This window comes from Brevibacterium spongiae (assembly GCF_026168515.1).
In the GTDB taxonomy this organism is placed as follows: Bacteria; Actinomycetota; Actinomycetes; order Actinomycetales; family Brevibacteriaceae; genus Brevibacterium; species Brevibacterium spongiae.
The window spans coordinates 1,104,822-1,128,651 of sequence record NZ_CP093443.1 but is presented as its reverse complement, the minus strand read 5'-3'; the positions used below and the strand labels follow the sequence as shown (position 1 = coordinate 1,128,651).

The 23,830-nt window shown below is 66.2% G+C and carries 25 protein-coding genes; 13 read left to right on the top strand and 12 right to left on the bottom strand.

From position 1 onward, the window contains the following. Positions 1-14 precede the first annotated feature (14 nt). The 7 genes from L1F31_RS04985 to L1F31_RS04955 form a co-directional block, all read right to left on the bottom strand. Positions 15-923: a metal ABC transporter permease gene (locus tag L1F31_RS04985; RefSeq protein ID WP_265419571.1), complete on the bottom strand. Its 909-nt coding sequence runs from the start codon at positions 921-923 to the stop codon at positions 15-17. Beyond that, positions 920-1,789 (bottom strand): metal ABC transporter ATP-binding protein, encoded by an 870-nt coding sequence (locus L1F31_RS04980; protein ID WP_265419570.1) that lies wholly within the window; start codon positions 1,787-1,789, stop codon positions 920-922. The genes L1F31_RS04985 and L1F31_RS04980 overlap by 4 nt, the downstream gene beginning before the upstream one ends. A gap of 17 nt (positions 1,790-1,806) precedes the next feature. Next, positions 1,807-2,850, bottom strand: coding sequence for a metal ABC transporter solute-binding protein, Zn/Mn family (locus tag L1F31_RS04975; RefSeq protein ID WP_265419569.1), 1,044 nt, complete (start codon positions 2,848-2,850; stop codon positions 1,807-1,809). A gap of 253 nt (positions 2,851-3,103) precedes the next feature. Continuing rightward, on the bottom strand, positions 3,104-4,156 hold the full coding sequence (locus L1F31_RS04970) for an aspartate-semialdehyde dehydrogenase (protein WP_265419568.1): 1,053 nt from the start codon (positions 4,154-4,156) through the stop codon (positions 3,104-3,106). Continuing rightward, positions 4,153-5,478 carry an aspartate kinase gene (locus L1F31_RS04965; RefSeq protein ID WP_265419567.1) on the bottom strand — a complete coding sequence of 442 codons (1,326 nt, stop codon included), beginning with the start codon at positions 5,476-5,478 and terminating at the stop codon, positions 4,153-4,155. The genes L1F31_RS04970 and L1F31_RS04965 overlap by 4 nt, the downstream gene beginning before the upstream one ends. Before the next feature lie 329 nt (positions 5,479-5,807). Continuing rightward, a complete protein-coding gene (recR, locus tag L1F31_RS04960; protein WP_265419566.1) occupies positions 5,808-6,413 on the bottom strand; it encodes a recombination mediator RecR in 606 nt (201 codons plus the stop codon). Further along, positions 6,410-9,934 carry a DNA polymerase III subunit gamma and tau gene (locus L1F31_RS04955; RefSeq protein ID WP_265419565.1) on the bottom strand — a complete coding sequence of 1,175 codons (3,525 nt, stop codon included), beginning with the start codon at positions 9,932-9,934 and terminating at the stop codon, positions 6,410-6,412. The genes recR and L1F31_RS04955 overlap by 4 nt, the downstream gene beginning before the upstream one ends. Positions 9,935-10,039: 105 nt before the next feature. On the opposite strand from L1F31_RS04955, the gene L1F31_RS04950 reads away from it, so the two are divergent. The 8 genes from L1F31_RS04950 to L1F31_RS04915 all read left to right on the top strand — a co-directional run bounded on the left by L1F31_RS04950 (position 10,040) and on the right by L1F31_RS04915 (position 15,757). Beyond that, positions 10,040-10,702, top strand: a complete 663-nt coding sequence (locus L1F31_RS04950; protein WP_265419564.1) for a DUF1707 SHOCT-like domain-containing protein — start codon at positions 10,040-10,042, stop codon at positions 10,700-10,702. After that, positions 10,702-10,893 carry a hypothetical protein gene (locus tag L1F31_RS04945; RefSeq protein WP_265419563.1) on the top strand — a complete coding sequence of 64 codons (192 nt, stop codon included), beginning with the start codon at positions 10,702-10,704 and terminating at the stop codon, positions 10,891-10,893. The genes L1F31_RS04950 and L1F31_RS04945 overlap by 1 nt, the downstream gene beginning before the upstream one ends. A 74-nt stretch (positions 10,894-10,967) precedes the next feature. Next, on the top strand, positions 10,968-12,035 hold the full coding sequence (locus L1F31_RS04940; RefSeq protein WP_265419562.1) for an N-acetyltransferase: 1,068 nt from the start codon (positions 10,968-10,970) through the stop codon (positions 12,033-12,035). A gap of 32 nt (positions 12,036-12,067) precedes the next feature. Then, positions 12,068-12,718 (top strand): DUF4178 domain-containing protein, encoded by a 651-nt coding sequence (locus L1F31_RS04935; protein ID WP_265419561.1) that lies wholly within the window; start codon positions 12,068-12,070, stop codon positions 12,716-12,718. Next, positions 12,718-13,299: a DUF2617 family protein gene (locus tag L1F31_RS04930; protein ID WP_265419560.1), complete on the top strand. Its 582-nt coding sequence runs from the start codon at positions 12,718-12,720 to the stop codon at positions 13,297-13,299. The genes L1F31_RS04935 and L1F31_RS04930 overlap by 1 nt, the downstream gene beginning before the upstream one ends. Beyond that, positions 13,296-13,730 carry a hypothetical protein gene (locus L1F31_RS04925; RefSeq protein ID WP_265419559.1) on the top strand — a complete coding sequence of 145 codons (435 nt, stop codon included), beginning with the start codon at positions 13,296-13,298 and terminating at the stop codon, positions 13,728-13,730. Before L1F31_RS04930 ends, L1F31_RS04925 begins: the two co-directional genes overlap by 4 nt. 18 nt (positions 13,731-13,748) lie before the next feature. Then, positions 13,749-14,177 (top strand): DUF350 domain-containing protein, encoded by a 429-nt coding sequence (locus L1F31_RS04920; RefSeq protein WP_265419558.1) that lies wholly within the window; start codon positions 13,749-13,751, stop codon positions 14,175-14,177. A gap of 35 nt (positions 14,178-14,212) precedes the next feature. Next, on the top strand, positions 14,213-15,757 hold the full coding sequence (locus L1F31_RS04915) for a polyamine aminopropyltransferase (protein WP_265419557.1): 1,545 nt from the start codon (positions 14,213-14,215) through the stop codon (positions 15,755-15,757). A gap of 152 nt (positions 15,758-15,909) precedes the next feature. Here the strand turns inward: L1F31_RS04915 and L1F31_RS04910 are convergent, their stop codons facing one another. From L1F31_RS04910 to L1F31_RS04900, 3 genes are all read right to left on the bottom strand, one after another. Further along, on the bottom strand, positions 15,910-16,341 hold the full coding sequence (locus L1F31_RS04910; RefSeq protein WP_265419556.1) for a DUF4190 domain-containing protein: 432 nt from the start codon (positions 16,339-16,341) through the stop codon (positions 15,910-15,912). Between the two features lie 135 nt (positions 16,342-16,476). Further along, positions 16,477-17,067, bottom strand: a complete 591-nt coding sequence (locus tag L1F31_RS04905; RefSeq protein WP_265419555.1) for a TIGR03085 family metal-binding protein — start codon at positions 17,065-17,067, stop codon at positions 16,477-16,479. Between the two features lie 87 nt (positions 17,068-17,154). Further along, entirely contained in the window at positions 17,155-18,066 is a 912-nt protein-coding gene (locus L1F31_RS04900) for a Sir2 family NAD-dependent protein deacetylase (protein ID WP_265419554.1), read from the bottom strand. Between the two features lie 57 nt (positions 18,067-18,123). On the opposite strand from L1F31_RS04900, the gene L1F31_RS04895 reads away from it, so the two are divergent. The 4 genes from L1F31_RS04895 (at position 18,124) to L1F31_RS04880 (ending at position 21,073) form a co-directional block, all read left to right on the top strand. Then, entirely contained in the window at positions 18,124-18,573 is a 450-nt protein-coding gene (locus tag L1F31_RS04895; protein WP_265419553.1) for a flavodoxin family protein, read from the top strand. 314 nt (positions 18,574-18,887) lie between these two features. Next, a complete protein-coding gene (locus L1F31_RS04890; protein ID WP_265419552.1) occupies positions 18,888-19,169 on the top strand; it encodes a hypothetical protein in 282 nt (93 codons plus the stop codon). Positions 19,170-19,229: 60 nt separating this feature from the next. Next, positions 19,230-19,589: a winged helix-turn-helix domain-containing protein gene (locus L1F31_RS04885; protein ID WP_265419551.1), complete on the top strand. Its 360-nt coding sequence runs from the start codon at positions 19,230-19,232 to the stop codon at positions 19,587-19,589. A gap of 68 nt (positions 19,590-19,657) precedes the next feature. Further along, positions 19,658-21,073, top strand: a complete 1,416-nt coding sequence (locus L1F31_RS04880) for an amidase (RefSeq protein ID WP_265419550.1) — start codon at positions 19,658-19,660, stop codon at positions 21,071-21,073. On the opposite strand, the gene L1F31_RS04875 is transcribed toward L1F31_RS04880, so the two are convergent. Then, a complete protein-coding gene (locus tag L1F31_RS04875) occupies positions 21,063-22,028 on the bottom strand; it encodes a GlxA family transcriptional regulator (protein ID WP_265419549.1) in 966 nt (321 codons plus the stop codon). The two genes, L1F31_RS04880 and L1F31_RS04875, sit on opposite strands and share 11 nt — an antisense overlap. A gap of 70 nt (positions 22,029-22,098) precedes the next feature. Between L1F31_RS04875 and L1F31_RS04870 the strand changes: the two genes are divergently transcribed. Then, positions 22,099-23,130, top strand: coding sequence for a saccharopine dehydrogenase family protein (locus tag L1F31_RS04870; RefSeq protein ID WP_265419548.1), 1,032 nt, complete (start codon positions 22,099-22,101; stop codon positions 23,128-23,130). Between the two features lie 3 nt (positions 23,131-23,133). Here the strand turns inward: L1F31_RS04870 and L1F31_RS04865 are convergent, their stop codons facing one another. Beyond that, positions 23,134-23,799 carry a DNA alkylation repair protein gene (locus L1F31_RS04865; protein ID WP_265419547.1) on the bottom strand — a complete coding sequence of 222 codons (666 nt, stop codon included), beginning with the start codon at positions 23,797-23,799 and terminating at the stop codon, positions 23,134-23,136. Between the last annotated feature and the right edge of the window lie 31 nt (positions 23,800-23,830).

Sequence of the window (23,830 nt, the reverse complement as noted above, 5' to 3'; positions counted from 1 at the left end):
CCGTCAGGTAGCAGTTAGGGGGTGGTGAGTGGGGTGTTGTGTTCCTCGGCGGCACGGGCGGCGCGACGACGATGCAGGGACTTCATTCGCCGTCCGCCGGCGAAACGGCAGACCACGTAGATGAGGAACGAGATCGTCGTGACGAACGGGCTGATCGGCACGACCGGTGACCCCAGGGCGATGAGGATGCCGCCCACCGAGGCGATGACGGCGAAGATGACGCTGAGCACCGGCACCCATACCGGCGATGCCGAGACCTGGGTGGCTGCGGCGGCCGGGGTGATGAGCAGGGCGAGGACGAGGAGGACACCGACGACCTGCACGCTCAGCGCCACCGCGAGCCCGAGAGTGAGCATGAAGACGATCGTGAGCACCGACACCGGCACGCCCTTGGCACGGGCCACCTGCGGGTCGAGGCTGGAGAACATGAGAGGACGCCACACGATCGCCAAGACCACGAGCACTGCGAGGGCGCAGATGATGAGAGTGAGGATCTGGTCCGGGGTGATGGCGACGATCTGGCCGGTCAGCAACCCGAATTTGCTCGCCGCTCGCCCGTCGTAGAGGGCGAGGAAGAGGATCGCCAGCCCCAAACCGAACGGCATGAGGACACCGATGATGGCGTTCTTCTCAGAGTCCTTGGCCCCGCCGATGCCGATGATGAGGGCGGCGATGATGGACCCGACGATCGAACCGACGACGACGTCGAAGCCGATGAGCAGGGCGAATGCGGCTCCGGCGAAGGAGAGCTCGGAGACTCCGTGGACTGCGAAGGGAATGTCCCGAGCCATGACGAAGACGCTGATGAGACCACCGACGACGCCGAGCAGTGCGGCGGCGACGAGCGAATTGGCCAGCAAGGCGACGAGTTCGCCGTAGTCCTCGAAGGTGAACAGGTTGGCGAAGATCTCGGTAACGCTCATCGGTTCACCACCGTCCCGTCGATGTCGACGGAGTCATCGGGCAGGTCGTGATGGTCGACGCATTCCTCTTCGCCGCCGACGACGACGAGGCGACCACCGATCCTGACCACGTCGACCGGGGACCCGTAGAGTCGGGACAGCGATTCTGTGGTCATCACCTCTTCCGGAGTGCCGACGAGGAAGTGTCCCCCGACGATGTAGAGGACGCGGTCGACATACGGCAGGATCGGGTTGATCTCGTGGGTGACGAAGACGACCGCGGTGTCGCGCCTGAGTCTCTGCTCGTTGAGCAGCGCCGCGACGACCTTCTGGTGGTGCAGATCCAAGGACAGCAGCGGTTCGTCGCACAGCAGCACTGATGGGTCGTTGGCCAGCGACTGCGCCACCCGCAGGCGCTGCAGCTCACCGCCGGAGACGGTGCCGGCGGGGGCATCGGCATAGCCGGAGGCGCCGACGGCGGCGAGGAGTTCATCGACTTTCTTCCGCCGCCCCCGAGAGAACAGGCCCATCCCCCATTTGTGGCCGTCGATGCCCATGCGCACGAGGTCGCGGCCGCGCATCGGGGTGTGCGGGTCGATTCCGCGCTGCTGGGGGATGTAGCCGATGGCGGGATTGCCCGAATGCACGGGCTGTCCGTCCACCTCGGCGGTGCCCGACGACAGCGAGTTCTGCCCCAGCAGCACCTTGAGCAGTGAGGTCTTGCCGGTGCCGTTGGGCCCGAGCACGGCGATGAACTCCCCCGGCGCGACATCGAGGTCGAGGTCGTGCCACAGCACGCGCGGACCGAACCGCAGTTCGGCATCGCGCAGGCGAATCACCGGCTCCCGGGTCGTCGCCTGCGCGGAAGCGTCGGATTCTTTGGCCATAGTCAGTGCTTGTGTCCTTAGAGTGCTGTGGAGATGTCGGTGATGTAGTCGCCCATCCAATCCGAGTAGTGCTCACCGTCCGGCATGGTCTCACCGAGGTCGATGATCGGAACATCGGACTTCTCGGCCGTGGCCTTGAGCGCTTCCGCCTGCGGACCGGCCGCTTGAGTATTGTATCCAAGCAGCACGGCCTTCCCCTCGGAGATCTGCTTCTCCGCGGCCTTGAGCACCAACGGCGGCACGTCGTTGCCCTCTTCGACGGCGGCGAGGAACTCCTCGGACGTGATGTTCTCCAGCCCCATATCGTCGAACAGCCACAGCGGCACGGTTTCGGTCGCCGCGACCTTCTCACCGCCGTGGTCCTTCTTCACCGCATCGATGGTCTTCTGCAGCCCATCGAGTTCGGAAGTGTAGGCCTTCGCATTGGCCGCGAACTCGTCCTTGTGCTCGGGAAGGGCCTCGCCGAGGTGGCGCTCCACTTCGGCGACGAGTTTCGTCATCGTCGGCACCGAGTACCAGAGATGTTCGTTGAACGAACCATGATCATGGTCGTGGCCCTCTTCGGAGTGGTCGTGACCTTCGTCAGCGTGGTCCTCTTCGTCGTGGGTGTGTCCGCCGCCGTGGGCTTCTTCGTCTTCGTGGCCTTCGCCGTGGCTGTGGTCGTGGGGCTCGTTGCCGAGGTCTTCGGAACCGGGCAGTCCGGAGATCGCCACCGCGTCGATGGTCTCGACCTCAGCGCCCGAGGCTTCGAGCATCGTGGTCATGAATGCGTCGTAGCCGCCGCCGTTCTCGACGACGAGGTCGGCCTTGGAGAGTTTGAGGCGGTCCTGAGTGGTGGCCTCGTACGAGTGCGGGTCCTGGTTCGGATCGTCGATGATCGGGGTGACGTCCGCGAGGTCTCCGGCGACCTGGGAGACGATATCGGCATAGACGTTCGTCGAGGTCACGACCCGCAGCTGTCCAGAGTCGGAACCGGATTGCCCTCCCCCGCAGCCGCTGAGGACCAGCGCCGTCGAGGCGACGATGGCTCCGGTGGTGAGGGCGATGCGGGAAGTCGGCATGAAGGGCCTTTCTGAGGCGATGGTGTGCGTGCAACATCGCCGACAATACTCAGATCCTCCAGTCGCCACTAATATAAATATTTATATATAGCAACACGTCTATATGTCGCCTCCTCTTTGAACCCGCGGATGCAGACGCGTCGTGTCCGGACGCACTTTCGAAACGACGAACCGCCCGGAAGCACCTGCTTCCGGGCGGTTCGTCTGCCGCTGCGTCTCACCGATCAGCGCCGGTGGGCAGAAGCTGAGTCTCTCAGGCGGCCTTCGCTTCGAGCTTGGCAGCCAGCAGGGCCGCGATCTGCACCGTGTTCAGTGCCGCACCCTTGCGCAGGTTGTCGTTGGCGACGAAGAGGACGAGCCCCTTGCCGGCCGGTGCCGACTGGTCGGCGCGGATGCGGCCGACGAAACTCGCATTCTGACCTGCCGCCTTGAGCGGGGTCGGAACCTCGTCGACGACGACGCCGGGAGCCTGACCGAGGATCTCCGTCGCCTCTTCGGGGCTGATCTCGGAGTCGAATTCGGCGTGGATGCTCAGGCTGTGTCCGGTGAAGACGGGCACGCGCACGCAGGTGCCGGCGACCAGAAGCTCAGGCAGGCCGAGGATCTTTCGGCTCTCGTTGCGGAGCTTCTTCTCCTCGTCCGTCTCGTTCTGACCGTCGTCGACGACCGATCCGGCCATCGGCAGGACGTTGAACGCGATCGGTTCGACGTAGTTGTCCGGTGCCGGCAGGTTCACGGCCGACCCATCGGTGGTGAGCTTGCGGGCATCGGGGATGCCGGCTTCAAGCTGAGTGGCGAGCTCTTCGACTCCGGACAGGCCCGAACCGGACACCGCCTGGTAGGTCGACACGATGAGACGGGTCAGTCCGGCCTTCGCGTGGAGGGCCTTGAGCACGGGCATGGCGGCCATGGTCGTGCAGTTCGGGTTGGCGATGATGCCCTTGGGCAGCTCATCGAGTGCCTCGGGGTTGACCTCGCTGACGACGAGCGGAACGTCCGGGTCCGAGCGCCAGGCCGACGAGTTGTCGACGACGGTGACTCCGGCGGCGGCGAACCGTTCGGCCTGTGCCCGGGAGGTGGCTCCACCGGCGGAGAACAGCGCGATGTCGAGACCCGACGGGTCCGCCTCGGCGGCATCTTCGACGGTGATCGGCTGTCCCTTGAAATCGATGGTCTTCCCGGCCGACCGGGCCGAGGCGAAGAGCCTCAGGGTGCCGATCTCGAATCCGGGGTCCCCGGCCAGAAGGTCGAGCATGACGCCTCCGACCTGACCGGTGGCTCCGACTACTCCTACGTTGACGCTCATCGTCCGGTACCTCCGTACACCACTGCTTCGTTGTCTTCGCTGTCGAGTCCGTAGGCGGCGTGAGCGGCACGGACCGCGTCGTCGAGCAGGTCTGCTCGGGTGACGACGCTGATGCGGATCTCCGAGGTGGAGATCATGTCGATGTTGACCTGGGCTTCGCTGAGTGCCTCGAAGAGGGTCGCGGTCACACCCGGGTGGGAGCGCATTCCGGCGCCGACGACGGAGAGTTTGCCGATCTGGTCGTCGTAGCGGACCTGGTCGAAGCCGATCGAGGCCTTCACCGAGTCGAGGGCTTCGAGCGCCTTGGCGCCGTCGTCCATGGGCAGGGTGAAGGAGATGTCCGTCTTGCCCGGTTCGCGGGTGGAGATGTTCTGGACGATCATGTCGATATTGGCCTCTTGCTTGGCCAGGGTCTTGAAGATCTCGGCGGCCTTGCCGGGGACGTCGGGGACTCCGACGATCGTGACCTTGGCCTCCGAGCGGTCATGAGCGACGCCGGAGATGATTGCCTGTTCCATGGTGGGCTCCGTTTCTGATTCCGCTGCCGGGGTCGAGGATCCCCGTCCCTGTCGGAAGGCTTCGGGGATGGGTGAGTCGGTCACCCAGGTTCCTTGATTGCGGGAGAATGAGGACCGCACGTGCACGGGCACGTTGTAGCGGCGGGCGTATTCGACGCACCGGAGCATGAGGACCTTGGCGCCCGAGGCAGCCATCTCCATCATCTCCTCGTAGCCGATCTCATCGATCTTGCGTGCTGTGGGCACGATGCGCGGGTCGGCGGTGAAGACGCCGTCGACGTCGGTGTAGATCTCGCACACATCGGCATCGAGCGAGGCGGCCAGGGCCACAGCTGTGGTGTCGGAGCCGCCGCGGCCGAGCGTGGTGATGTTCTTCGCGGTCTGGCTGACTCCCTGGAATCCCGCGACGATGGCGACGTATCCCTCATCGAGGGAGGACCGGATGCGGCCGGGGGTGACGTCGATGATGCGGGCCTTGCCGAACTGCTCATCGGTGATGACGCCGGCCTGGGAACCGGTGAATGATTGGGCTTCGAAGCCGAGGTTGGCGATCGCCATGGCCAGGACCGCCATCGAGATGCGCTCACCGGCGGTCAGCAGCATGTCGAGTTCGCGGGCGGGTGGCATGGGGGAAACCTGTTGGGCCAAGTCGATGAGATCATCGGTACTGTCACCCATGGCCGACACCACGACAACTACTTCGTGGCCGGCTTGACGGTACTCGACAATTCGTTTGGCCACTCGCTTGACCGATTCCGCATCGGCTACCGAGGACCCACCGAACTTCTGGACGACTATGCTCACTGCAGTATCTTCCTTATCGCTGATAAGTTCCGTGCCAGGCGATCGATTCCATGGTTCCAAACATGGAGGTCTCGTGCTGCATCGATCAGGATTTCAGCCGTGTCGGGCTCCCGGCACCTCGACCATTGTATGAGGTAGGTCATTTCGCTTCACCTCGGACCGCCATTCAGACACCCTCTGACCGGGCCTGACACCGCACCAGCCGAACCCCGGTCGTCCCGCGCGCTGATGGGCGAGGCCGGGGTTGAGCACCGGCCGTTCAGCCCATGTTCAGAAATCGTTATACTCCAGCGTCCGTGAGCACCGGATCGCACCCTTCGCCGAGGCGGTCAGTCGACTTCGCGACGACCGGAGAACGCCCGGCCGAGGGTGACTTCGTCGGCGTATTCGAGGTCGCCGCCGACGGGCAGACCCGAGGCCAGCCTGGTCACCGTCACTCCGAGGGTGCCGAGCAGCCGGACGAGGTAGGTCGCGGTCGCTTCGCCTTCGAGGTTGGGGTCGGTGGCGATGACGGTCTCTTTGACCTCACCGTCCTGCAGACGGGTCATGAGTTCCTTGATCCGCAGGTTGTCCGGACCGACCCCGGCCATCGGATCGATCGCTCCGCCGAGGACGTGGTAGAGACCTCGGTATTCACGGGTGCGTTCGATCGCGACGACATCCTTGGGCTCTTCGACCACGCAGATCATCGATCGATCACGGCGCGGATCCTGACAGACCGTGCACTCGGCGTCTTCGGACACGTTGCCGCAGATCTCACAGAACCGCACCCGCTTCTTCACGTCCGTGAGCGCCTGGGCCAGCGCATTCACGTCCTGTGCATCGGTCTGGAGGATGTGGAAGGCCAGCCGCTGCGCCGACTTCGGCCCGATGCCCGGAAGCTTGCCGAACTCTTCGACCAGGTCCTGGAGGGCACCTTCATAGACAGCGCTCATACTTCTCTTTCATCGATGATTTCGCCGCCGAGGACGCGTGCGATCACGTCGACGCCGATCTGGGGTGCCTCGGAGACGTCGAGGTCCGTTTCCGGATCATAGTAGTCCTCGTCCGGTCCCGAGTTCTGCGGGTAGGAATCCACCGGCACCGAGGCGTTTCCCGGCCCGGCATCGCCGCCGCCGTTGGGTGGGGCGGAGGAACCGAAACCGGATCCGCTCGATGGTGTCGTGGTGACACCGTGTTTCGCCGCGAGTGCGGCGAAGCGTGATTTGAAGGGCTTCGCATCATTCGTCCGCGATTGCCCCGGGCCGGAGGGTGAGATCGGAGCAGAGTGTTCCGACGGCGCCGAGGCGCCTGTCCCGAAGTCGTCGGACGTCTCGGTGAAGTCCGGGTAGTCGAGGTCGTCATCGGGCGGTGGGACGACGACGGCTCCGACGTCGACGGCTCCGCTGCCAGCGCTGGTGGAGTCGACATCGGCGGGACCGTCATTGAGCGGTCCGGGGCCGTCGTTCCAGTTCGGTTCGTCCCACCGCGGTTCGACGTATTCCATCGGCGCATAGTCATCGCCTGCCGATTGTTCACGTGCTCCCGACGGAGAACCCTGGTCACCTGACGACACCTGCTGGTCATCGGGTTCAGAAGCATGCTCGGTCGCAAAGGAGGGACGCGGAGCTTCGGATCTGCCGGTGTCTCCTGCCGAATCAGGTGCCTCGTCGGCAGGTGCGCCGAAGAAATCATCGTCGGAGAGGTCGGGGACGACGATCTCAGGGGTCGCAGCCTCCGATGCGGATGCGTCGTTCGGCGATCCTGGTTCGGGACCGTCGCTGGTGGACTCCGATCCCGGCCCGGCGGTCGCTGCCTCCGGCTCGGTCGCTGCCACCGGTTCGGCCTGGGGTTCCGGCTCGGCAGCGTCACCGCTGGGGGTGGACTCGACTACGTCCCCGTGCGGGGTGGGTTCGTCGTCCCGGTCTGCACCGGTTGACGCCGGTGCAGGCGGCTCTGCTGTGTGTCCCTGGTCAGGGTGGTCGGAGTGCCCGTTCTCAGTCGTCGGTTGGTTGGGAGGGCCAGGCTGGTCTCCCTCCTCGTCGTCGGAGGACCAGGGGCCTTGGGTGGGTCCGCTGGGTTCCCAGAATTTCTCGTGGTCGACCTGGGGTTTGTCGACTTCACGGGTGCCGACGACTGCGGCCACTTCCTGCGGGGTGGGTCGCCGTTGGCTCGGGGCCGGGCCGTGGTTTCCTCCCCCGTCGTTCATGGGTGGGGCCGAAGCTCCCTTCCCCTGGGGGTTTCCGCCCGCGGCGTTTCCGCCGATGCGGCCGACATCGCCGATGTCGATGCGGGCCTGAATGCCGAGCACATCGTTGATGGCTGCGGCCAGCTTCGCTGCATGATCGCGCTGCTGGAAGCCCTGGACTGAGCCGGGGTTGTTGAAGCCGAGGTAGACGGTGCCTTCGGAGAATGACTGCGGGATCGCGTTGGCGGCGATGATCGCCCGTGTCAGGCGGCTGCGTTTTTCGACTGCGGCGAGGATGCTCGGCCATGCGCGGCGGATGGCTTCGATCTCTCCGCCGATATCGCCGGGACCTGCCACCGAGGCGGCTTCGGGGGGCGACTGCTCGCGCGCAGGTTCGGACGCCGGCTGCTGGCGTGCCGGTTCAGATCCCGACTGCTCACGCCGAGTCTCGGGAGCCTGCGGCGCGGACGTCGACTGTTCGTGCATCGAGCTGCGCTCAGCCCGCGGTGCGTCGTTCCTCTGCGGAGTCGTCGGTGCGGCTGCGTTCTGGTCGCGTGGCCCAGCCTGCCCGACCTCGGTGGGCTGCGCGTCAGACTCGGCGGGTTGCGTGTTCGGTCCTGGCTGCTGGCTGGCGGGCTCCTGAGCAGGCGTCGGCTCAGGCCCGCGAATAGGCTCCCGCTCGGACGTCGGAGCAGACTCCGGTGCAGGCGTCTGTTCGGAGGCCGGATCCGGCATGCGCGGCGATGGTTCTGCGGCGTTCGCCGGCGAAGGCTCTGCCGGCTGCGGTGGTTCGCCCGTCTGCGGCTGTTCGGCGGGCGCATTGAGCATCGATTCGGCGGCGACGGCCATGGCTGCGATGTCGTCGAGATCATCATGATCGCCCGACTGTGCTGATCCCGCAGGTGCGTTCGCCGCTGCGGCACCGCCGCTTCGTCCTGTGGGGGCGCCACCTGCAGCGGGGTCCGGTGCCTGGCGCGAATCGGCGACCTTACCGTGATCAGGCGCCTGTCCCTGTCCAGCCTGTCCCTGTCCAGCCTGTGCCTGCCCGGAGCCCTGCCCCTGTCCAGGCGCCTGCCCCTGTTCGGGAGCCTGTGCCGGCGGCACGTTCGCGGCGACACCGGTGGCGGACATGCCGATGCGGCGTTCCATCCGCTCGACGCGGCTGAGCACTGCGTCACGGCTGCGGCCGGAACCGGGCAGCAGGATGCGCGCGCACATGAGTTCGAGCTGCAGCCGCGGCGACGTCGCTCCCGACATCTCGGTCAGGCCCACATTGAGCAGGTCTGCGGCACGGGAGAGCTCGCCCTGACCGAAGCCCGCGGCTTGCAGGGTCAAACGCTCCAAACGGTCCGGCGGCACTTCGGGCAGGAAGGCATGGGCCGCCTCGGGGGCCGCGTTGATGACGATGAGATCGCGGAAGCGTTCGAGCAGATCCTCGACGAACCGCCTCGGATCCTGGCCGGATTCGATGACCCGCTCCACGGCCCGGTAGACCCCGGCACCATCGCCGGCGGAGAAGGCATCGACGATATCGGACAGCAGCGAATCCGGGGTGTAGCCGAGCAGCGCGATGGCCCGTCCGTAATCGACTCCGTCCGGACCTGACCCGGCGATGAGCTGGTCGAGCACCGACAGGGTGTCACGCACGGAACCGCCGCCGGCGCGCACAACCAGCGGCAGCACGCCCTTGGCCACGTTCACTCCCTCGCGATTGCACAGATCCTCGAGGTAGTTGCCCAGGGCCTCAGGCGGCACCAGGCGGAAGGGATAATGGTGGGTCCGCGACCGGATCGTGCCGATGACCTTCTCCGGCTCGGTCGTGGCGAAGATGAACTTGATGTGCGGCGGCGGCTCTTCGACGATCTTGAGCAGAGCGTTGAAGCCCTGCGACGTGACCATGTGCGCCTCGTCGAGGATGAACACCTTGTACCGATCGCGGGCGGGCGCGTAGATCGCACGCTCACGCAGATCGCGGGCGTCATCGACGCCGTTGTGGCTGGCCGCGTCGATCTCGACGACATCGAGCGAACCGGGCCCGCCGTTCGCCAGATCCCGGCAGCTCGGGCACTCACCGCAGGGCACCGGAGTCGGTCCCTGCTCACAGTTGAGGCACCGTGCGAGGATCCGCGCCGAGGTGGTCTTTCCGCACCCGCGCGGACCGGAGAACAGGTAGGCATGGTTGATGCGGCCACGTTCGATGGCGGCCTTCAGCGGATCGGTCACATGCTCTTGACCGATGACCTCGTCGAAGGTCTCTGGGCGGTATCTTCTGTACAGTGCGGTGGACACGTCCCCTAGCCTAATGCCAACGACTGACACGAGATACGGCCCCACCCGTGCCCCGGCGGCGCCCCGCCGTTGTCGCCCGTCACCCGATCAGGCACGATAGAGAATATGACCCTCCCCGACCCCAGTTCGCACGAGAACGACCCCGCGAAGACCTTCCGCATCGGACACAGAGAGCGCGACGACGCGATCGAAGTCCTGCGCGAGGCCGCCGGGGACGGACGGATCACCGTCGACGAACTCGACGAACGCATGGAGAAGGTCCAGGCCGCGAAGTTCCCCATCGACCTCGACGAGGTGCTGGGCGACCTCGTCACGGAACTGCCGTCCGATCGCTTCCGCCCCACCTCGGCGATTGCTCCGGCGAGCGGGCGCGGCCAGGCGATCATGGGTCATGACCGCTTCGACCCGCTCGTCATCAAGGCCGGGTGGGAGTCCGAGGTCCGCCGCGCCAAATGGGCAGTGCCGCCATTTATCCGCTGCGAGCCGTCGATGTCGAGCATCGAACTCAACTTCCTCGAGGTCGACACGGATCTGCAGACCATCGAGGTCGAGATCGTTGCCGGCATGGGCTCGGTCACCGTCGTCATCCCCGAGGACTGGGCCGTCAACGTCGACGAACTCTCGAAGAGCTGGGGCAGCGTGAAGTCCGTGGTCAACGCTGTCCCGACCGGCCGCAAGCCCATCATCCGGGTGGGCGGATCGATCGGCATGGGCTCGTTCAAGGCCCGCTTCGCGAACTACTTCGACCGTCGTCGGCTGGCTCGCTGATGCAGACCGGACTCGGTGCGGTCATCTTCCTCACCTTCTGCATCATCATCGTCTTCAGCTGCGGTGCGCTCCTCGTCTATCGGGTGATGACGAAGCCCGGAGCGCACATCGGCTCCCGCCTGCCCAAGGACGACCCGCACACCCCGGAGAACCCCGACGACGGTGAGGACCCGCACGACCCGCGCCGGTGACAACCCCGCCCAGTTGCGTGAAAACCCGAGCCTGGTTCCTTGAAAAGCCCGTCCGCCCGTGATCGACTCGATCCATGACCGAGATTCGGATCACACGCATCGATCCCGCCGATGAGCACGATCTGCTGGCGTGGAACGAGGTCATGCGCACCGCCTATACCGCCGATCGCACGGCGACGTGGTGGCGCAGTCCCGAGGCCACGCTGACTCAGTTCGCAACCCCGCGCACCGGCAAGGAGGACATCGCGCTCATCGGCCGCCTCGGCGATGAGGCGATCTGCGGTGCCGAGGTCAACCTCACCGTCGACTCCCCCGCCGATGTCGAACTCGGTGTCCTGCCGGACCACCGTCGCCGCGGCTGCGGCGCGGCCCTCGCCGAGGCGGTCGAGCAGATCCTGACCGACCGTGACCGGACCTCGGCGATCGTGCAGACCGAAACATACTGCGCCGCCGGCGTCGCTTTCGCCCGATCGCGGGGCATGCGCATCGGCAATGAAGAGCACCGGCTGCTGCTCGACCTGCCCGCCTATCTCGACGCCGATGCGAACCGGTACAAGGACTCCGGGGCCTCGACGACGGTGCCGGTGGTCAAGGAGGACCCGGACTTCTCGGTCACGTCCTGGATCGGAGGCTGTCCGGAGGACATCCTCGAGGACTGGACCCGGCTGCGGGAGCAGATGGACGAAGACGTGCCCTTGGGCGACCTCACCCGCGTCGTCAGCCATGCCGGCACCGCCGCCATCCGCAGCCACGAAGAGCGGATGGACGAGCAGGGGTGGGTCCTGGTCAGTTCGATGGCGCATGTCGGCGACCTCGCCGTCGGCTATACGGAGATCATGGTTTCGGTCGACGACCCGCAGATCGTCATCCAGGAGGACACGCTCGTCGACCGCACCTATCGGGGCCGGGGTATCGGACGGGCCCTCAAGGTCGCGAACCTCCGGCAGCTGCCGGCCGTGGAGGCGACCGCCTCGGCGAGATGGGTGCAGACGTACACGGCGACGAACAACGGCCCGATGCTCGCCCTCAACCGGGATCTCGGCTTCGAGGTCGTCGATACGATGACCGCCCTGGAAGGTCGAGTCGATTCGCGTCGAATCGATTCGCGTCGAATCGATGAGCGTCGAGTCGACCAGCGCTGAGTCGATTCACGCTGAGTCGATTACAGTGGGATGTGACCCGTCCGGCCACCGAATCGAAGCTGACCGCTGTGCCTTCAGAACTCCTCATCGCCGTCCTCGTCTTCATCATCGTCGTCCTCGTGACGGTGATCGTCATCCGCTCCCGCGCGAAGAAGACTCGCAGCCAGGAGCAGAACAGCACACCGGCGGCCCCGCGGGACCCCTTCGCCGCTGATCAGAACACCGGCGGGGACCCCGAGTCGATCAAGGCAGGCGACCTCCTCGAATTCGGCAATGAGAAGTTCTTCGTCCGCGGCACCCTGCGCATCTCCGAGGGCGGCTACGACTGGGCCGAGCACTTCTTCCAGGCCGATGCCTCGGCGACCCGCATGTGGCTGACCGTCGAACGCGACCCCGATGTGCAGATCTCCCGCTGGCGCGACCGGCCCGAGCTCGACATCGAACCGAAGGCCCGGACGATCACCATCGACGGCACCGACTTCGATCTCGTCGAGCACGGCACCGCCTCCTACCGGTCCGAAGGCACCACGGGACTCAACGAGAAGGGCGGGGTCGACTATGTCGACTACGAATCCGGTGACGGCCGCCTCCTCGCCTTCGAACGCTTCGACCACGGACGCTGGGAAGTGAGCACCGGCGAGACGATCCCGACCGGTTCCTTCACCATCTACTCCGGAAGCTGATGTTCACCCTCCCCCGCCCCCTCGACGTCGCCTTCACCGACACCAGCGCCGAGGCGCTGCGTTTCAGCCTCGCCCACGACCGGATCGCCCCGCTGGCCACGCGCATCATCGACGTGCCCACCCGCACCGAGGCGCCGGAGCCCCTCGCACTCGAACTGACCATCATCGGCTCTTCCCACCAGGCGATCGTCACCGCGGCGGGCAGCGACGCATTCATCGAGACCTTCGCCTGCCTCGGTGAGGATGCCCGCGATGCGTCACCGGCCCGCCCGGATTGGGGACGGGAATCGGTCCGTCACGGACGGTGGGCCGGGTTCACCCAGCATCGCTTCACCGCGACCCGAACACAGGTGCCCGGGGATTTCCCGGGCGCCGCCGCCGAGGTGCTCGCCACCTGTGCTGACCGCGCCGTCACCGCTGACGGCCACCTCTCTGTCGCCTTCCCCGGACAGCCGGGAGCACTGACCGCGCTCGCGCTCACGAACTCCGAGCCCGGGCGGATCGGCTGGCAGTCCTGGCACTGCTATCCGCAGCATGAGGAGATCGTGCACAGCAGCAGCGAATTGCGGTGGTCGGCATGAGCCAGGGACCGAACGTCTCGATGGGCGGAGGCTCGTTCGACTTCGACAGAGAGAACCGCGGCCCGCAGCGACCCGGCGGCCCCGGCGGCCCCAACTCGGGCGGCTCGGGTAGGAAGCCGCGCCGCATCGGCTGCGGAACGATCATCACAATCGTCATAGTCCTCATCGTCCTCGGCAACGTCTTCCGCGGCTGCGGGTCGTCCGCAGAGGCGAACTGCGGTGACTACGACCTCAACAACGGCCAGTACGTTTCGAATCCGGGCAAGGGCGACTACGAGAAGAACGGCAGCAGCTATGACTACGTCGGCTGCGACACCTCCCGCTCCGGAGGCGGCGGTGGATTCTTCTTCCTCCCGTTCTTCACCGGCGGCGGATCGAACTACGGCGACGGCTCAGGGTTCCGCGGCGGCGGGCCAGGCACCGGAAAATAGGCACAGCGAAAGGCAGTCATGCTCCTCAGTTACCTCCTCTACGAGACCGGAGTCGTACTCTCCTATGCGGGCTGCGGCCTCCTGCTCATGGTCATCGGCTACTTCGTCGTCGATCTGCTCACACCGGGCAAGCTCCATGTCATCCTGTGGGAGCAGAAGTCGCGCAACGCCGCGGTCCTCGTCGCCTCCGACCTTGCCGGGGTGGCGATCATCGTCATCGCCGCCATCCGGGCGAGCTCCGATGACCTTGCCGCAGGGATCCTGTCCACCCTCGTCTTCGGCATCGTCGGCATCGTCCTCATGGGTGTGAGCTTCCTGCTCATCGGTCTGCTCACTCCGGGCAAGACCGGCGAGATCATCAATTCCTCGCAGCTGCACCCCGAGGTCTGGGTCAATGCCACCGCCCACCTGGGGATCGCCGGCATCATGGCCGCAGCTCTCCTTTGAGTTCTACCGAGGCGGCACGTCCGATCGCTCTGCCGATGAAACCGGGCCCGGCCCGGTTCTTCGTCCTCCTCGCCGTCTTCATCTGTGCCAGCTGCGGAATGGTCTACGAGCTCGCGCTCGTGGCCCTGGGCTCCTATCTGCTCGGCGACACCATCGTCCAAGCCTCCATCGTCTTGGCAGTCATGGTGTTCGCCATGGGCATCGGATCGCTGGCAACGAAGCGTCTGACCGGGTTCGCCGCCGTCTCCTTCGCCCTCATCGAGGCGGCCCTGGGCATCGTCGGCGGACTCTCCGTCATCCTGCTCTACCTCGCGTTCGCCTTCGCCGACGTCTACACCGTCGCCATGGTCGCCCTGGCCTTCGTCATCGGCGCCCTCATCGGTGCGGAGATCCCGCTGCTCATGGAGCTCGTCCAACGCATCCGGGCGCAGAAGGCCTCGAGCGCCGTCGCCGACCTCTTCGCCGCTGACTATGTGGGCGGACTCGTCGGCGGACTCGCGTTCCCGTTCCTCCTGCTGCCGCTGCTGGGACTGCCGCGCGGTGCGCTGGCGGTGGGGATGACGAATGCGCTCGTGGGCATCCTCATCGTCCTCTGGCTCTTCCGCACCGAACTCACCCGCACCGCCCAGGTCACTCTCGCGGCCCTGCTGGTCGTCATCCTCGGCGGCCTTACCGTCGTGTGGATCTTTACCGATGACATTGAGGTCACGACCAGGCAGCGTCTCTATCGGGACCCGATCGTGTATTCGCAGCGTTCGGACTATCAGGAGATCGTGCTCACCGAAGCGAAGAAGACCGGTGACACCAGGCTCTACCTCAACGGTGACCTGCAGTTCGCCTCGGCCGATGAGTACCGGTACCACGAGAGTCTCGTCCACCCGCTGATGAACGGTCCGCGAGGCAACGTCCTCGTCCTCGGCGGCGGTGACGGCCTGGCGGTGCGGGAGATCCTCAAGTACCCCGACGTCGATGCCATCACGCTCGTCGACCTCGATCCGGCGGTCCTCGAACTGGCGAAGAACTCGGCGCATTTCACGGACTTCAACTCGGATTCCCTCGACGATCCGCGCGTGCACACCATCGCCGCCGATGCCTTCACCTGGCTGCGCGAGGCCAAGCACTCCGCGTACGACGCGGTCATCGCCGATCTGCCCGACCCCGATGATGTGGCGACGTCGAAGCTCTACAGCATCGAGTTCTACGGGCTCATCCGGCAGGTGATGTCACCGGAGGCACGCCTCGTCGTCCAGGCCGGGTCACCGTACTTCGCCCCCGAGGCGTACTGGGGCATCGGGCAGGCCGTGGCCGAGGCAGGTCTGGCGACCACGCCGTATCACGTCGACGTTCCGAGCTTCGGGGATTGGGGATATTTCCTCGCCGACCTCGGCGGTGAGGGCCCTGAGGTGACCGTGCCCGGTGACGCGCCGGTGGGGTTGAAGTTCGCCACCGCCGAGGTGCTCGCCGCCTCGACGACATTTCCGCCCGACCGCGACCGCTCCTCGGTCGGCAAGGTCGAAGCCTCGACGCTGCTGCACCCGCGGGTCCTCGACCAGGAACGCGGAGCCTGGGTCGGCTACTGACGACGACGGCTCTTGACGATGTCGGTTGCGACCGGCGTCCATTGCAGCCGGCGATCTCTGCAGCCGGCGGCGACTGCTGCTGCCCATGACGAGAAGGCCGGCCCCTGCGGGCCGGCCTTCTGCGGTGATGAGTCGGGACGTGAGTGACGGCCTCAGCCGGCCATGAGGCTGGCCAGTCCGCCGACGAGGCCGACGGAGATTCCGAGCACCCATCCGAGGACGAGGAGTCCGAGGAAGACGATGCCTAGGATGAAGCCCCATTTGCCCATCTCGTTGTCACCGAGGCCGGATTCCTGTGAACGCTTACGCGCGATGTGACCGGTGATGATGCCGATGACGGGGCCGATGAAGTTGAAGCCGACGAAGGTCGACAAGGTGGCCACGAGAGAGATGATGCCGAGCACCTTGCCCGGGTCCTCCTCGGCACGCTGGACATAGACCGGCTGGTTCTGATTCGGGTAGCTCTGCGGTGCTTCGTGCGACGCTCCGTAGGGTGCTTCGTAGGGTCCCGTGGACGGGTGGCCGTATCCTCCGGCGGAGGGACGGTCGAACTGATCGGGAGTCGGGGTGGGGGCTGCGTTCATGGGTGTTGTCTCCTCTGTATCTGGTGTCGACACCAGCCTAAGAAGACCTCACCGCCTGCCGACAGGGACCAATCCCCCGACCCGACGGGGGTTTTCCCGACACTGAGCTCATGAGCGCTTCAGCACCAGACGACCTCAGCGCACGTCGACGAGTGCATGGTCCTCTCGTCCCATGAGGTAGAGAAGCAGCTCGAGCGGTGCCCCGGTGATCGTCGCCGCCTCCCCCGATCGCTTCTTTCCGACAGTCCGGGAGCCGAAGCCCGGTGCTGTGATCGTCACCGGCCCCTTCGCCTTGGCGGCGAAGGGCAGGAGCGCGACCTTCGTCTGTGCCCAGATGGTTGAGTTCTCCGCCTGGGAGAGCCTGCGTGGGATCCATTCGATCGCTGCCCGGCGGATGTCCTCATGGTGGACGACGAACTCCATCGTGTTCATCACGGGTTCGATTCCCGGCAGGGCCCCCGGCGTCCACTTCGGCGGGGCGGCGACGAGGCCGAGCAGCTGCGCGAAAGGCATCTGCGCGTAGTCGGCCACCGTCGAATCCCTCCTGGGTTCGAGCTTCGACACGAAATTGCCGAGTGCGGCAGACGGGTGACGTTCGCGGATGATGAGGTGGGTGGCCAGGTCTCTGACGTTCCACCCCTCACACAGAGTGGGCGCGTCCTCGCCTGCTCGGCGGGCGGAGTCGACGAGTCGCAGTCGTTCGGCGCGGGCCAGATTGTCTCTCATATCCGCCAGTCTTCCATCCCCAGCTTGGACTCACCTGGATGGGTTGGCATCACCTGGATGGGTTGGCATCACCTGGACAGGTTGGACTCACCTGGATGCCCACGCGGAGACGAAGTCGGCGACTCGGGAGATCGACCGAAAGTCGGCGAGCTCATCACCGCGGGTGGGTCCGTCGGTGACGATGACGACGGGCTTGCCCTCCTTCGCCGCGGTCCGTACGAACCGCAGGCCCGAGAGCACCGCGAGTGAGGAGCCGAGCACGACGATGCCTGCGGCACTCTCGCAGATCCCGTTCGCCTTCTGCAGCCGCTCAGGCGGCACCGATTCGCCGAAGTAGACGACATCGGGTTTGAGCATGCCGCCGCATTCGGGACAGTCGGCGACGACGAAGCCTGCGGTGTCCTCGAGTTCGACGTCGCCGTCTGGAGCTGTCTCCACATCGATGGGGTCGATGCCGGTGGCGTGCACGAAATCCGGGTTGAGTTCGCTCAGTCTCCGCTGCAGCCAGTCGCGGTCGAGCTGGTGCCCGTTGTCCAGGCAGATGACCCGATCGAGACTTCCGTGAAGGTCGATGACGGGACTGAGCGGCCGCTCGTCTCCGCGCTCGGCACGGCTCGCGGCGACCGCCTCGGCGGCGGCCTGGTGCAATCCGTCGACGTTCTGGGTGACGATCCCGGCCACGGACAGCTCCGCCAGCGCCAGGTGCCCCGGGTTCGGACGCGACCCGCGCATCCGCGGCCACCCGACCCAGGAACGCGCCCAGTACCGGGCGCGCTGGTCGGGATGGGAGAGAAACGTCTGGATCGTCATCGGGTTCCGCGGCGGCGAATCCGGGCCGCGGTAGTCCGGGACCCCGGAGTCCGTGCTCATGCCCGCCCCGGTGAGCACCGCCCAGTCGGCGTCGCAATAGCGGCCGGCGAGGACATCGATGATCTCCTCGTCGGGGTGGCTTGCGGCGGGACGCTGCCGCCCGCGCAGGGGGTCGAAGATGACTGCCATGGCTCCACCTTAGACATGGGTGCTGACGTGTGTCAGTCGCCGGGCTAGGGTGAGCACATGGTCAGCATTCTGCTCGTTCATCATTCGCCGTCCGCCGCCACCGCGCAGATCGCCGAGGCGGCCGAGTCCGGGCTGCGCATGCCCGAGCTCGGCGACATCGACGTCACCATCCGACCGGCGCTGGAGGCCAGCGTCGAGGATGTGCTCGCCGCCGACGCCTATGTTCTCGGGACGACCGCGAACTTCGGCTACATCTCCGGTGCCCTCAAACACTTCTTCGACACCACCTATGACGCGGTGCGCGAACCGACCGCCGGCCGGCCGTTCTCCTACTGGATCCACGGCGGCTACGACACGACCGGGGCCGAGACCGCGATGAAGCAGATCACGACCGGTCTGGGCTGGAAACTCGCCTTCGACCCGCTCATCTTCACCGGCGCAGTCACCGACGACCACCTCGAGAAAGCCACGGAGCTCGCAGCCACGGTCGCCGCCTCCATCCCCTAATTGCTACGTGACGGCGCCCCAGCAACCCGGCGCGAGGTTGCTGGGGCGCCGTCACGTAGCAAATGAGAAGTTCTTTACGAAAATACTTTCCATTATGGAAAGTAATTGGTACTGTGGAATACCTCCACAGGCGGTATCGACTCAACGGTTGCCGCCCCGAGCACAGGAGCTGAGATGGACACGACCCCACCCCACAGCAGGCCGCCGACCTCCTCAACCAGGTCGACGCGCACCAGTCACAGGCTCGCAGCGGAGACGCGTGGCCGCTCGTCACACTGCTCTTCGTCCTCTCTGCCGGACTATCCGTCGGACTCGTGGCGATCGGGATCATCGACGACAACACCACCCAGCTGGTCATCGCCGGCGTCGGACTCAGCTGGATCGTCCCGGCCCTGGTCGTCTACCTCATCAAGGCGCTGGCCTGGAGCCGCCGCTCCACGGCCCTGCTGCTGACCTGGCTGGGTGTCCTCATCGCAGCCTTCGTCGCCGGAGTCATGGCCGACTCGTTCGCGCCCTCCGGTCCGGTGCCGTTCATCGCCGCCGGGCTGCTGTGGGTCGCGGCCCCGATCTTCTCACTGCTGGCCCTGCGCCGCTGAGGCGACGCGGCTCCGCCGACCGCCCCACACCAGCAGGAACCCGATGGAAGGAAAACGACGATGACTGCGAGAACGACCGAACACAACGACCCGCACTCCGGCGACGACCCCGAGACGATCCCCCACCTCGGCGACTCTCTGACACGACTCGAACCGGAACTCAACAACCCCACCAGACTGGGCATCGTCTCGAGCCTGAAGAATCGGGACAAGGCAGAGTTCAAACTGCTGCGCGACAGCCTCGGCGTCTCCGATTCCGTGCTCTCCCGGCACATCACCGCGTTGGAGAAGGCCGGAATGGTCACGGTCAAGAAGGGGTATGTGGGCAAACGCCCCCGCACCTGGGTCTCGATCAGCGGTGACGGACGGACACGGCTGGACGCGCACGTCCAGGCGCTCCGGGAACTCGCCGGAAGCTGACTTCGGGCAGGTATTCTCCCTGGTGAGCAGATCGGTTAGGGTAATGGAAACCGTTGCAAGGAGGCACGATGACCACACTGACGAACTCCGAGATCCCGTTCCTTGAACTGCACGAGGTCTCGGCTCTCATCCGGACCCGGCAGCTGTCCTCACGCGAGGTCACCGAGGCGATGCTCGAGCGCATCGACCGATGCGAACCCCGTCTGCAGGCCTATGCCACGATCATGGCGGACTCCGCCCTCGCCGAGGCCGACCGCGCCGATGCCCTGCTGGCCCGCGGACACTGGCTCGGTGACCTGCACGGCGTTCCCATCGCCGTCAAAGACCTCGCGAACACCCACGACGCTCCGACCGGGGCGGGCACGACGATCTACGCGGATTTCCGACCCGACTTCGATGCCACCGTCGTCGCCCGACTGCGGACTGCCGGAGCCGTCATCCTCGGCAAACTGCGCCTGACCGAAGGTGCCTTCACCGGCCACCACCCGGACCTGCTGACTCCGGTCAACCCCTGGGACGCCGACACCTGGTCAGGAGTGTCATCCTCCGGTTCGGGTGTGGCCACGGCGGCCGGCCTCTGCTTCGCCTCTCTGGGCTCGGACACCGGCGGGTCAATCCGCCTGCCGTCGTCGGCCAACGGCGTCACGGGCCTCAAACCGACCTGGGGCCGCGTCTCCCGCTACGGCATCTTCGGGCTCGCTCCCAGCCTCGACCACATCGGACCGATGACCCGCAGTGCCCGCGATGCCGCGATCGTCCTGCAGGCCATCGCCGGCCGCGATCCCGCCGACCCCACGTCCTCACTCGAACCGGTGCCCGACTATCCGCAGCGCCTGAACCCCGATCGCGCCCCGGTCGTCGGCTTCGACCGGAGACTCGCCGAGACTCACTTCGACGGCGCCACGTACGCCATGCTCGACGACACCATCGCCACGATCATCGGCCTGGGGTGGAGAGTGCTCGATGTCGAGACTCCCGACCTCGAGGCGGCAGCGCAGGAATGGACTGCGCTGTGCGGCATCGAAACCGCAGGCGTCCACTCCGAGACCTATCCTGCGCGCGCGGCAGAGTTCGGCCCCGACCTGTCCGGCCTCATCGAGATCGGCCGCGGACTGTCCGCCGTCGACTACCACCGGCTGCTCGAATCCAGGCGAGCATTCACCGGCGAGATGCGAGCCCTCATGGCCGATATCGATCTGCTCCTGCTGCCGGGAATCGGCGTCGCCTCACCGACGATCGCACAGATGGCCGACCTCGGGTCCGACCCTGAACTGTTCGCGGCGGTGACCGTGCCGACGGCCCCGATCGACAGCTGCGGGATGCCTTCGATCACGCTGCCCGCCGGATTCACCGACCGCGGCACTCCCCTGGCCGCCCAGTTCGTCGGCGGTGATTTCGCCGAACCCGCGGTCCTGGCCGCCGGCCACGCGTTCCAGCAGGTCACAGACTTCCACACCCGCCACCCGGCCGACTTCAGCGACTGATCGGCGGGGCCTCGGGGCGCAGGAACGCATTGCGATAGGCGGTGGGGCTCACACCCAGCTCATTTCGGAAATGCCGACGCAGTGTCGCTGCGGTGCCCATCCCACAGCGTGCGGCGATGATCTCCACGGCGGCATCGGTGCGCTCCAGCAGATCCTGAGCCCGGAGGATCCGCTGATTGTGCAGCCACCGCAGCGGAGCCACCCCCACCTCGGCGAGCATTCTGCGGGCCAACTGACGAGAGCTCACCGCGGCTCGGCGGGCCAGGTCGTCGACTGTCAGCGGCTCGTCGAGGTGACCCCTGGCCCAGTCGAGAGCTGCTCCGAGGCTGTCGTCGATCACCGGATCGGCCGGGGAGATGACGAACTGCTTCTGACCTCCGGGACGATGCGAGGCTACGACAAGGGACCGGGCCAGGGCATTCGCGGCCGCCGCCCCGTGATCGAGGCGGACCAGATGGAGGCACAGGTCGAGGGCCGCAGTCTTCCCCGCGGAGGTGAGTATCGCACCGTCATCGACGTAGAGGACATTGTCACGCACATCTACGGCCGGGTGGAGACGGGAGAGTTCCGCCGTATGCATCCAGTGAGTGGTGGCCGGACGGCCGTCGAGGAGACCCGCAGCGGCGAGGACGAACGACCCGGTGCACAGGCCCGCGATCCTGATCCTCTTCTCCGCAGCCTCTCTGAGTACCTCGAGCAGCTCCGGTTCCGGTTCTCCGTCGAGCACGGTCGTCGAGGGCACGACGATCGAATCCGCGTCGAGCAGAGCCGCGAACCCTCCGCTCCTGCCCTGTGGCAGCCAGTCCGCACCCTCACCGCTCGGGGTGCACACGATGAGGTCATACCACTCACCGCGGGGTGAGAGCTCGGACCGGTCAGTGCCGAAGACCTCGGCGGCGATCGCTGTCTCAAAGAGCATGGAGTCTCGGTGCAGGGCCAGCCCGACGGTATGCATGTCTGAAATTGTACGCAGGGTGTCGGATAGTCCTCTGGCGCGTGAATCCGGGCGGTGATGAGCTTGAGTCATGGAGAACAACTCAGCAGTGCTCGTCTATGGAGCCTATGGTCACACCGGTCGTTTCATCATCGCCGAGGCGCTCAGGCGCGGTCTGCATCCGATCGCCTCGGGCCGCAATCCGATCGCCCTCGCCGCCGTGGCCGCCGACTTCCCCGGACTCGAGGTTCGGGTCGCGAGCATCGACTCGGCACCCGAACTCGATGCAGCAGCGTCGGGGACCGCCGTCGTCATCAACGCCGCAGGACCCTTCCTCGACACGTCCCTGCCATTGGCCTCCGCTGCGGTCCGTGCAGGCGCCCATTACCTCGATGTCTCGGCCGAGCAGGGGTCGGTGCAGTCACTCTATGAGGCCTTCGGCTCGAGCGGTCGAATCACCGACACGGCGGTCGTGCCGGCGATGTCGTTCTACGGCGGGCTGGCAGACCTGCTCGTCACGGCAGTTGCCGGTGAGTGGGAGAACCTCGATGCGGTCACTGTTGCGATCGGCCTCGACCGGTGGTGGCCGACGCCGGGCACTCGGATCACGGGAGCGCGGAATACGGCCACCCGGCTGCGGGTCTCAGACTCCCGCCTGGTGCCCGTTCCGGAGGAGCCAGGTCGACGCGTTTGGAATTTCCCCGAACCGATCGGGCAGCAGGTGGTGCGCGAACAGCCCTTCAGCGAGATGATCGCGATGTCGAAGCATCTGCACGCTCACCGGATCGACAATCTCCTCTCCGAGGCGGCACTGATCGATATCGGCGACCCGAACACCGGAACCCCGCCGAGTATCGACGAGTACGGCCGATCCGCGCAGAACTTCACTGTCGACGTTCGCCTCGAACGCGCTGGTCGCCACCGCGGCACTCGCGTGTCGGGACACGATATCTACCACGTGACCGCGCCTCTGGTGGTCGAGGCTGCCGTCCGCCTCATCGGCGGTCGTCACACCGGTGCGGGTGCTCTGGCTCCCGGCGAAGCCTTCGATGCCGCCGATTTCCTCACCGCTCTCAGCACGGACTGGCTGAGGGTCGAATCGCCTGCAGCGCCGATCGCCTGATTCTCACCGCCCGGCCCTGCGGGCCACGATCTCGGTGATCCAGGTCGGGGCGAAGGGAGAAGTGCACCCGGGCGAGGTCGGATAGTCGCGGAGCACGCCGAGGCGCTCCCCGATGTCGATGGCCCGATCCCGCAGGTCCGGGTTCTCGATGCCGATATACGACAGGGTCTCGTTCATCGCCCATTGCAGTCGTTCGGGAGCCTGGACCATCTCGGCTTCGATCACATCCAGCAGACCGGGCAGGTCGAGTCCCGCCGGACTGCGGTTGACGCGCTCGGCGGTCAGCGCCCATCCGGCGGAGGCGACGACCGGATCGGGATCATCCATCCAGGCCTGGCGCAGCGCCTCGGCGTGGGGTGATTTCTTGACGATGTAGTTGACCAGCCAGCCGTGGACCTTCGGCACCTCGGCCTCGCGCAGCATCTCGTCGAGCTGGTCCTGACTCCAGGCCTTAGGCCGCATGATGAGGATCGCGACAAGGCGCGCGGCGGTGTCGCCGCTCTCCCACAGGTCTGCGGCGAGTTCGTCGTTCTTCTTCAGTTCCTTCGCCACCGCTCGCAGCTTCGTGAGGTTGACCGCGTGGTCGTCGCCGTGGCGGAGGTTGACGGCCCGGATCTTCTCGTCCTCGAGTGAAGCCAGGGTGGAAAGCACCTCGGTGCTGGTGGTCATGATGTCCTCTCGGTCCGGTCAGTCATCATCG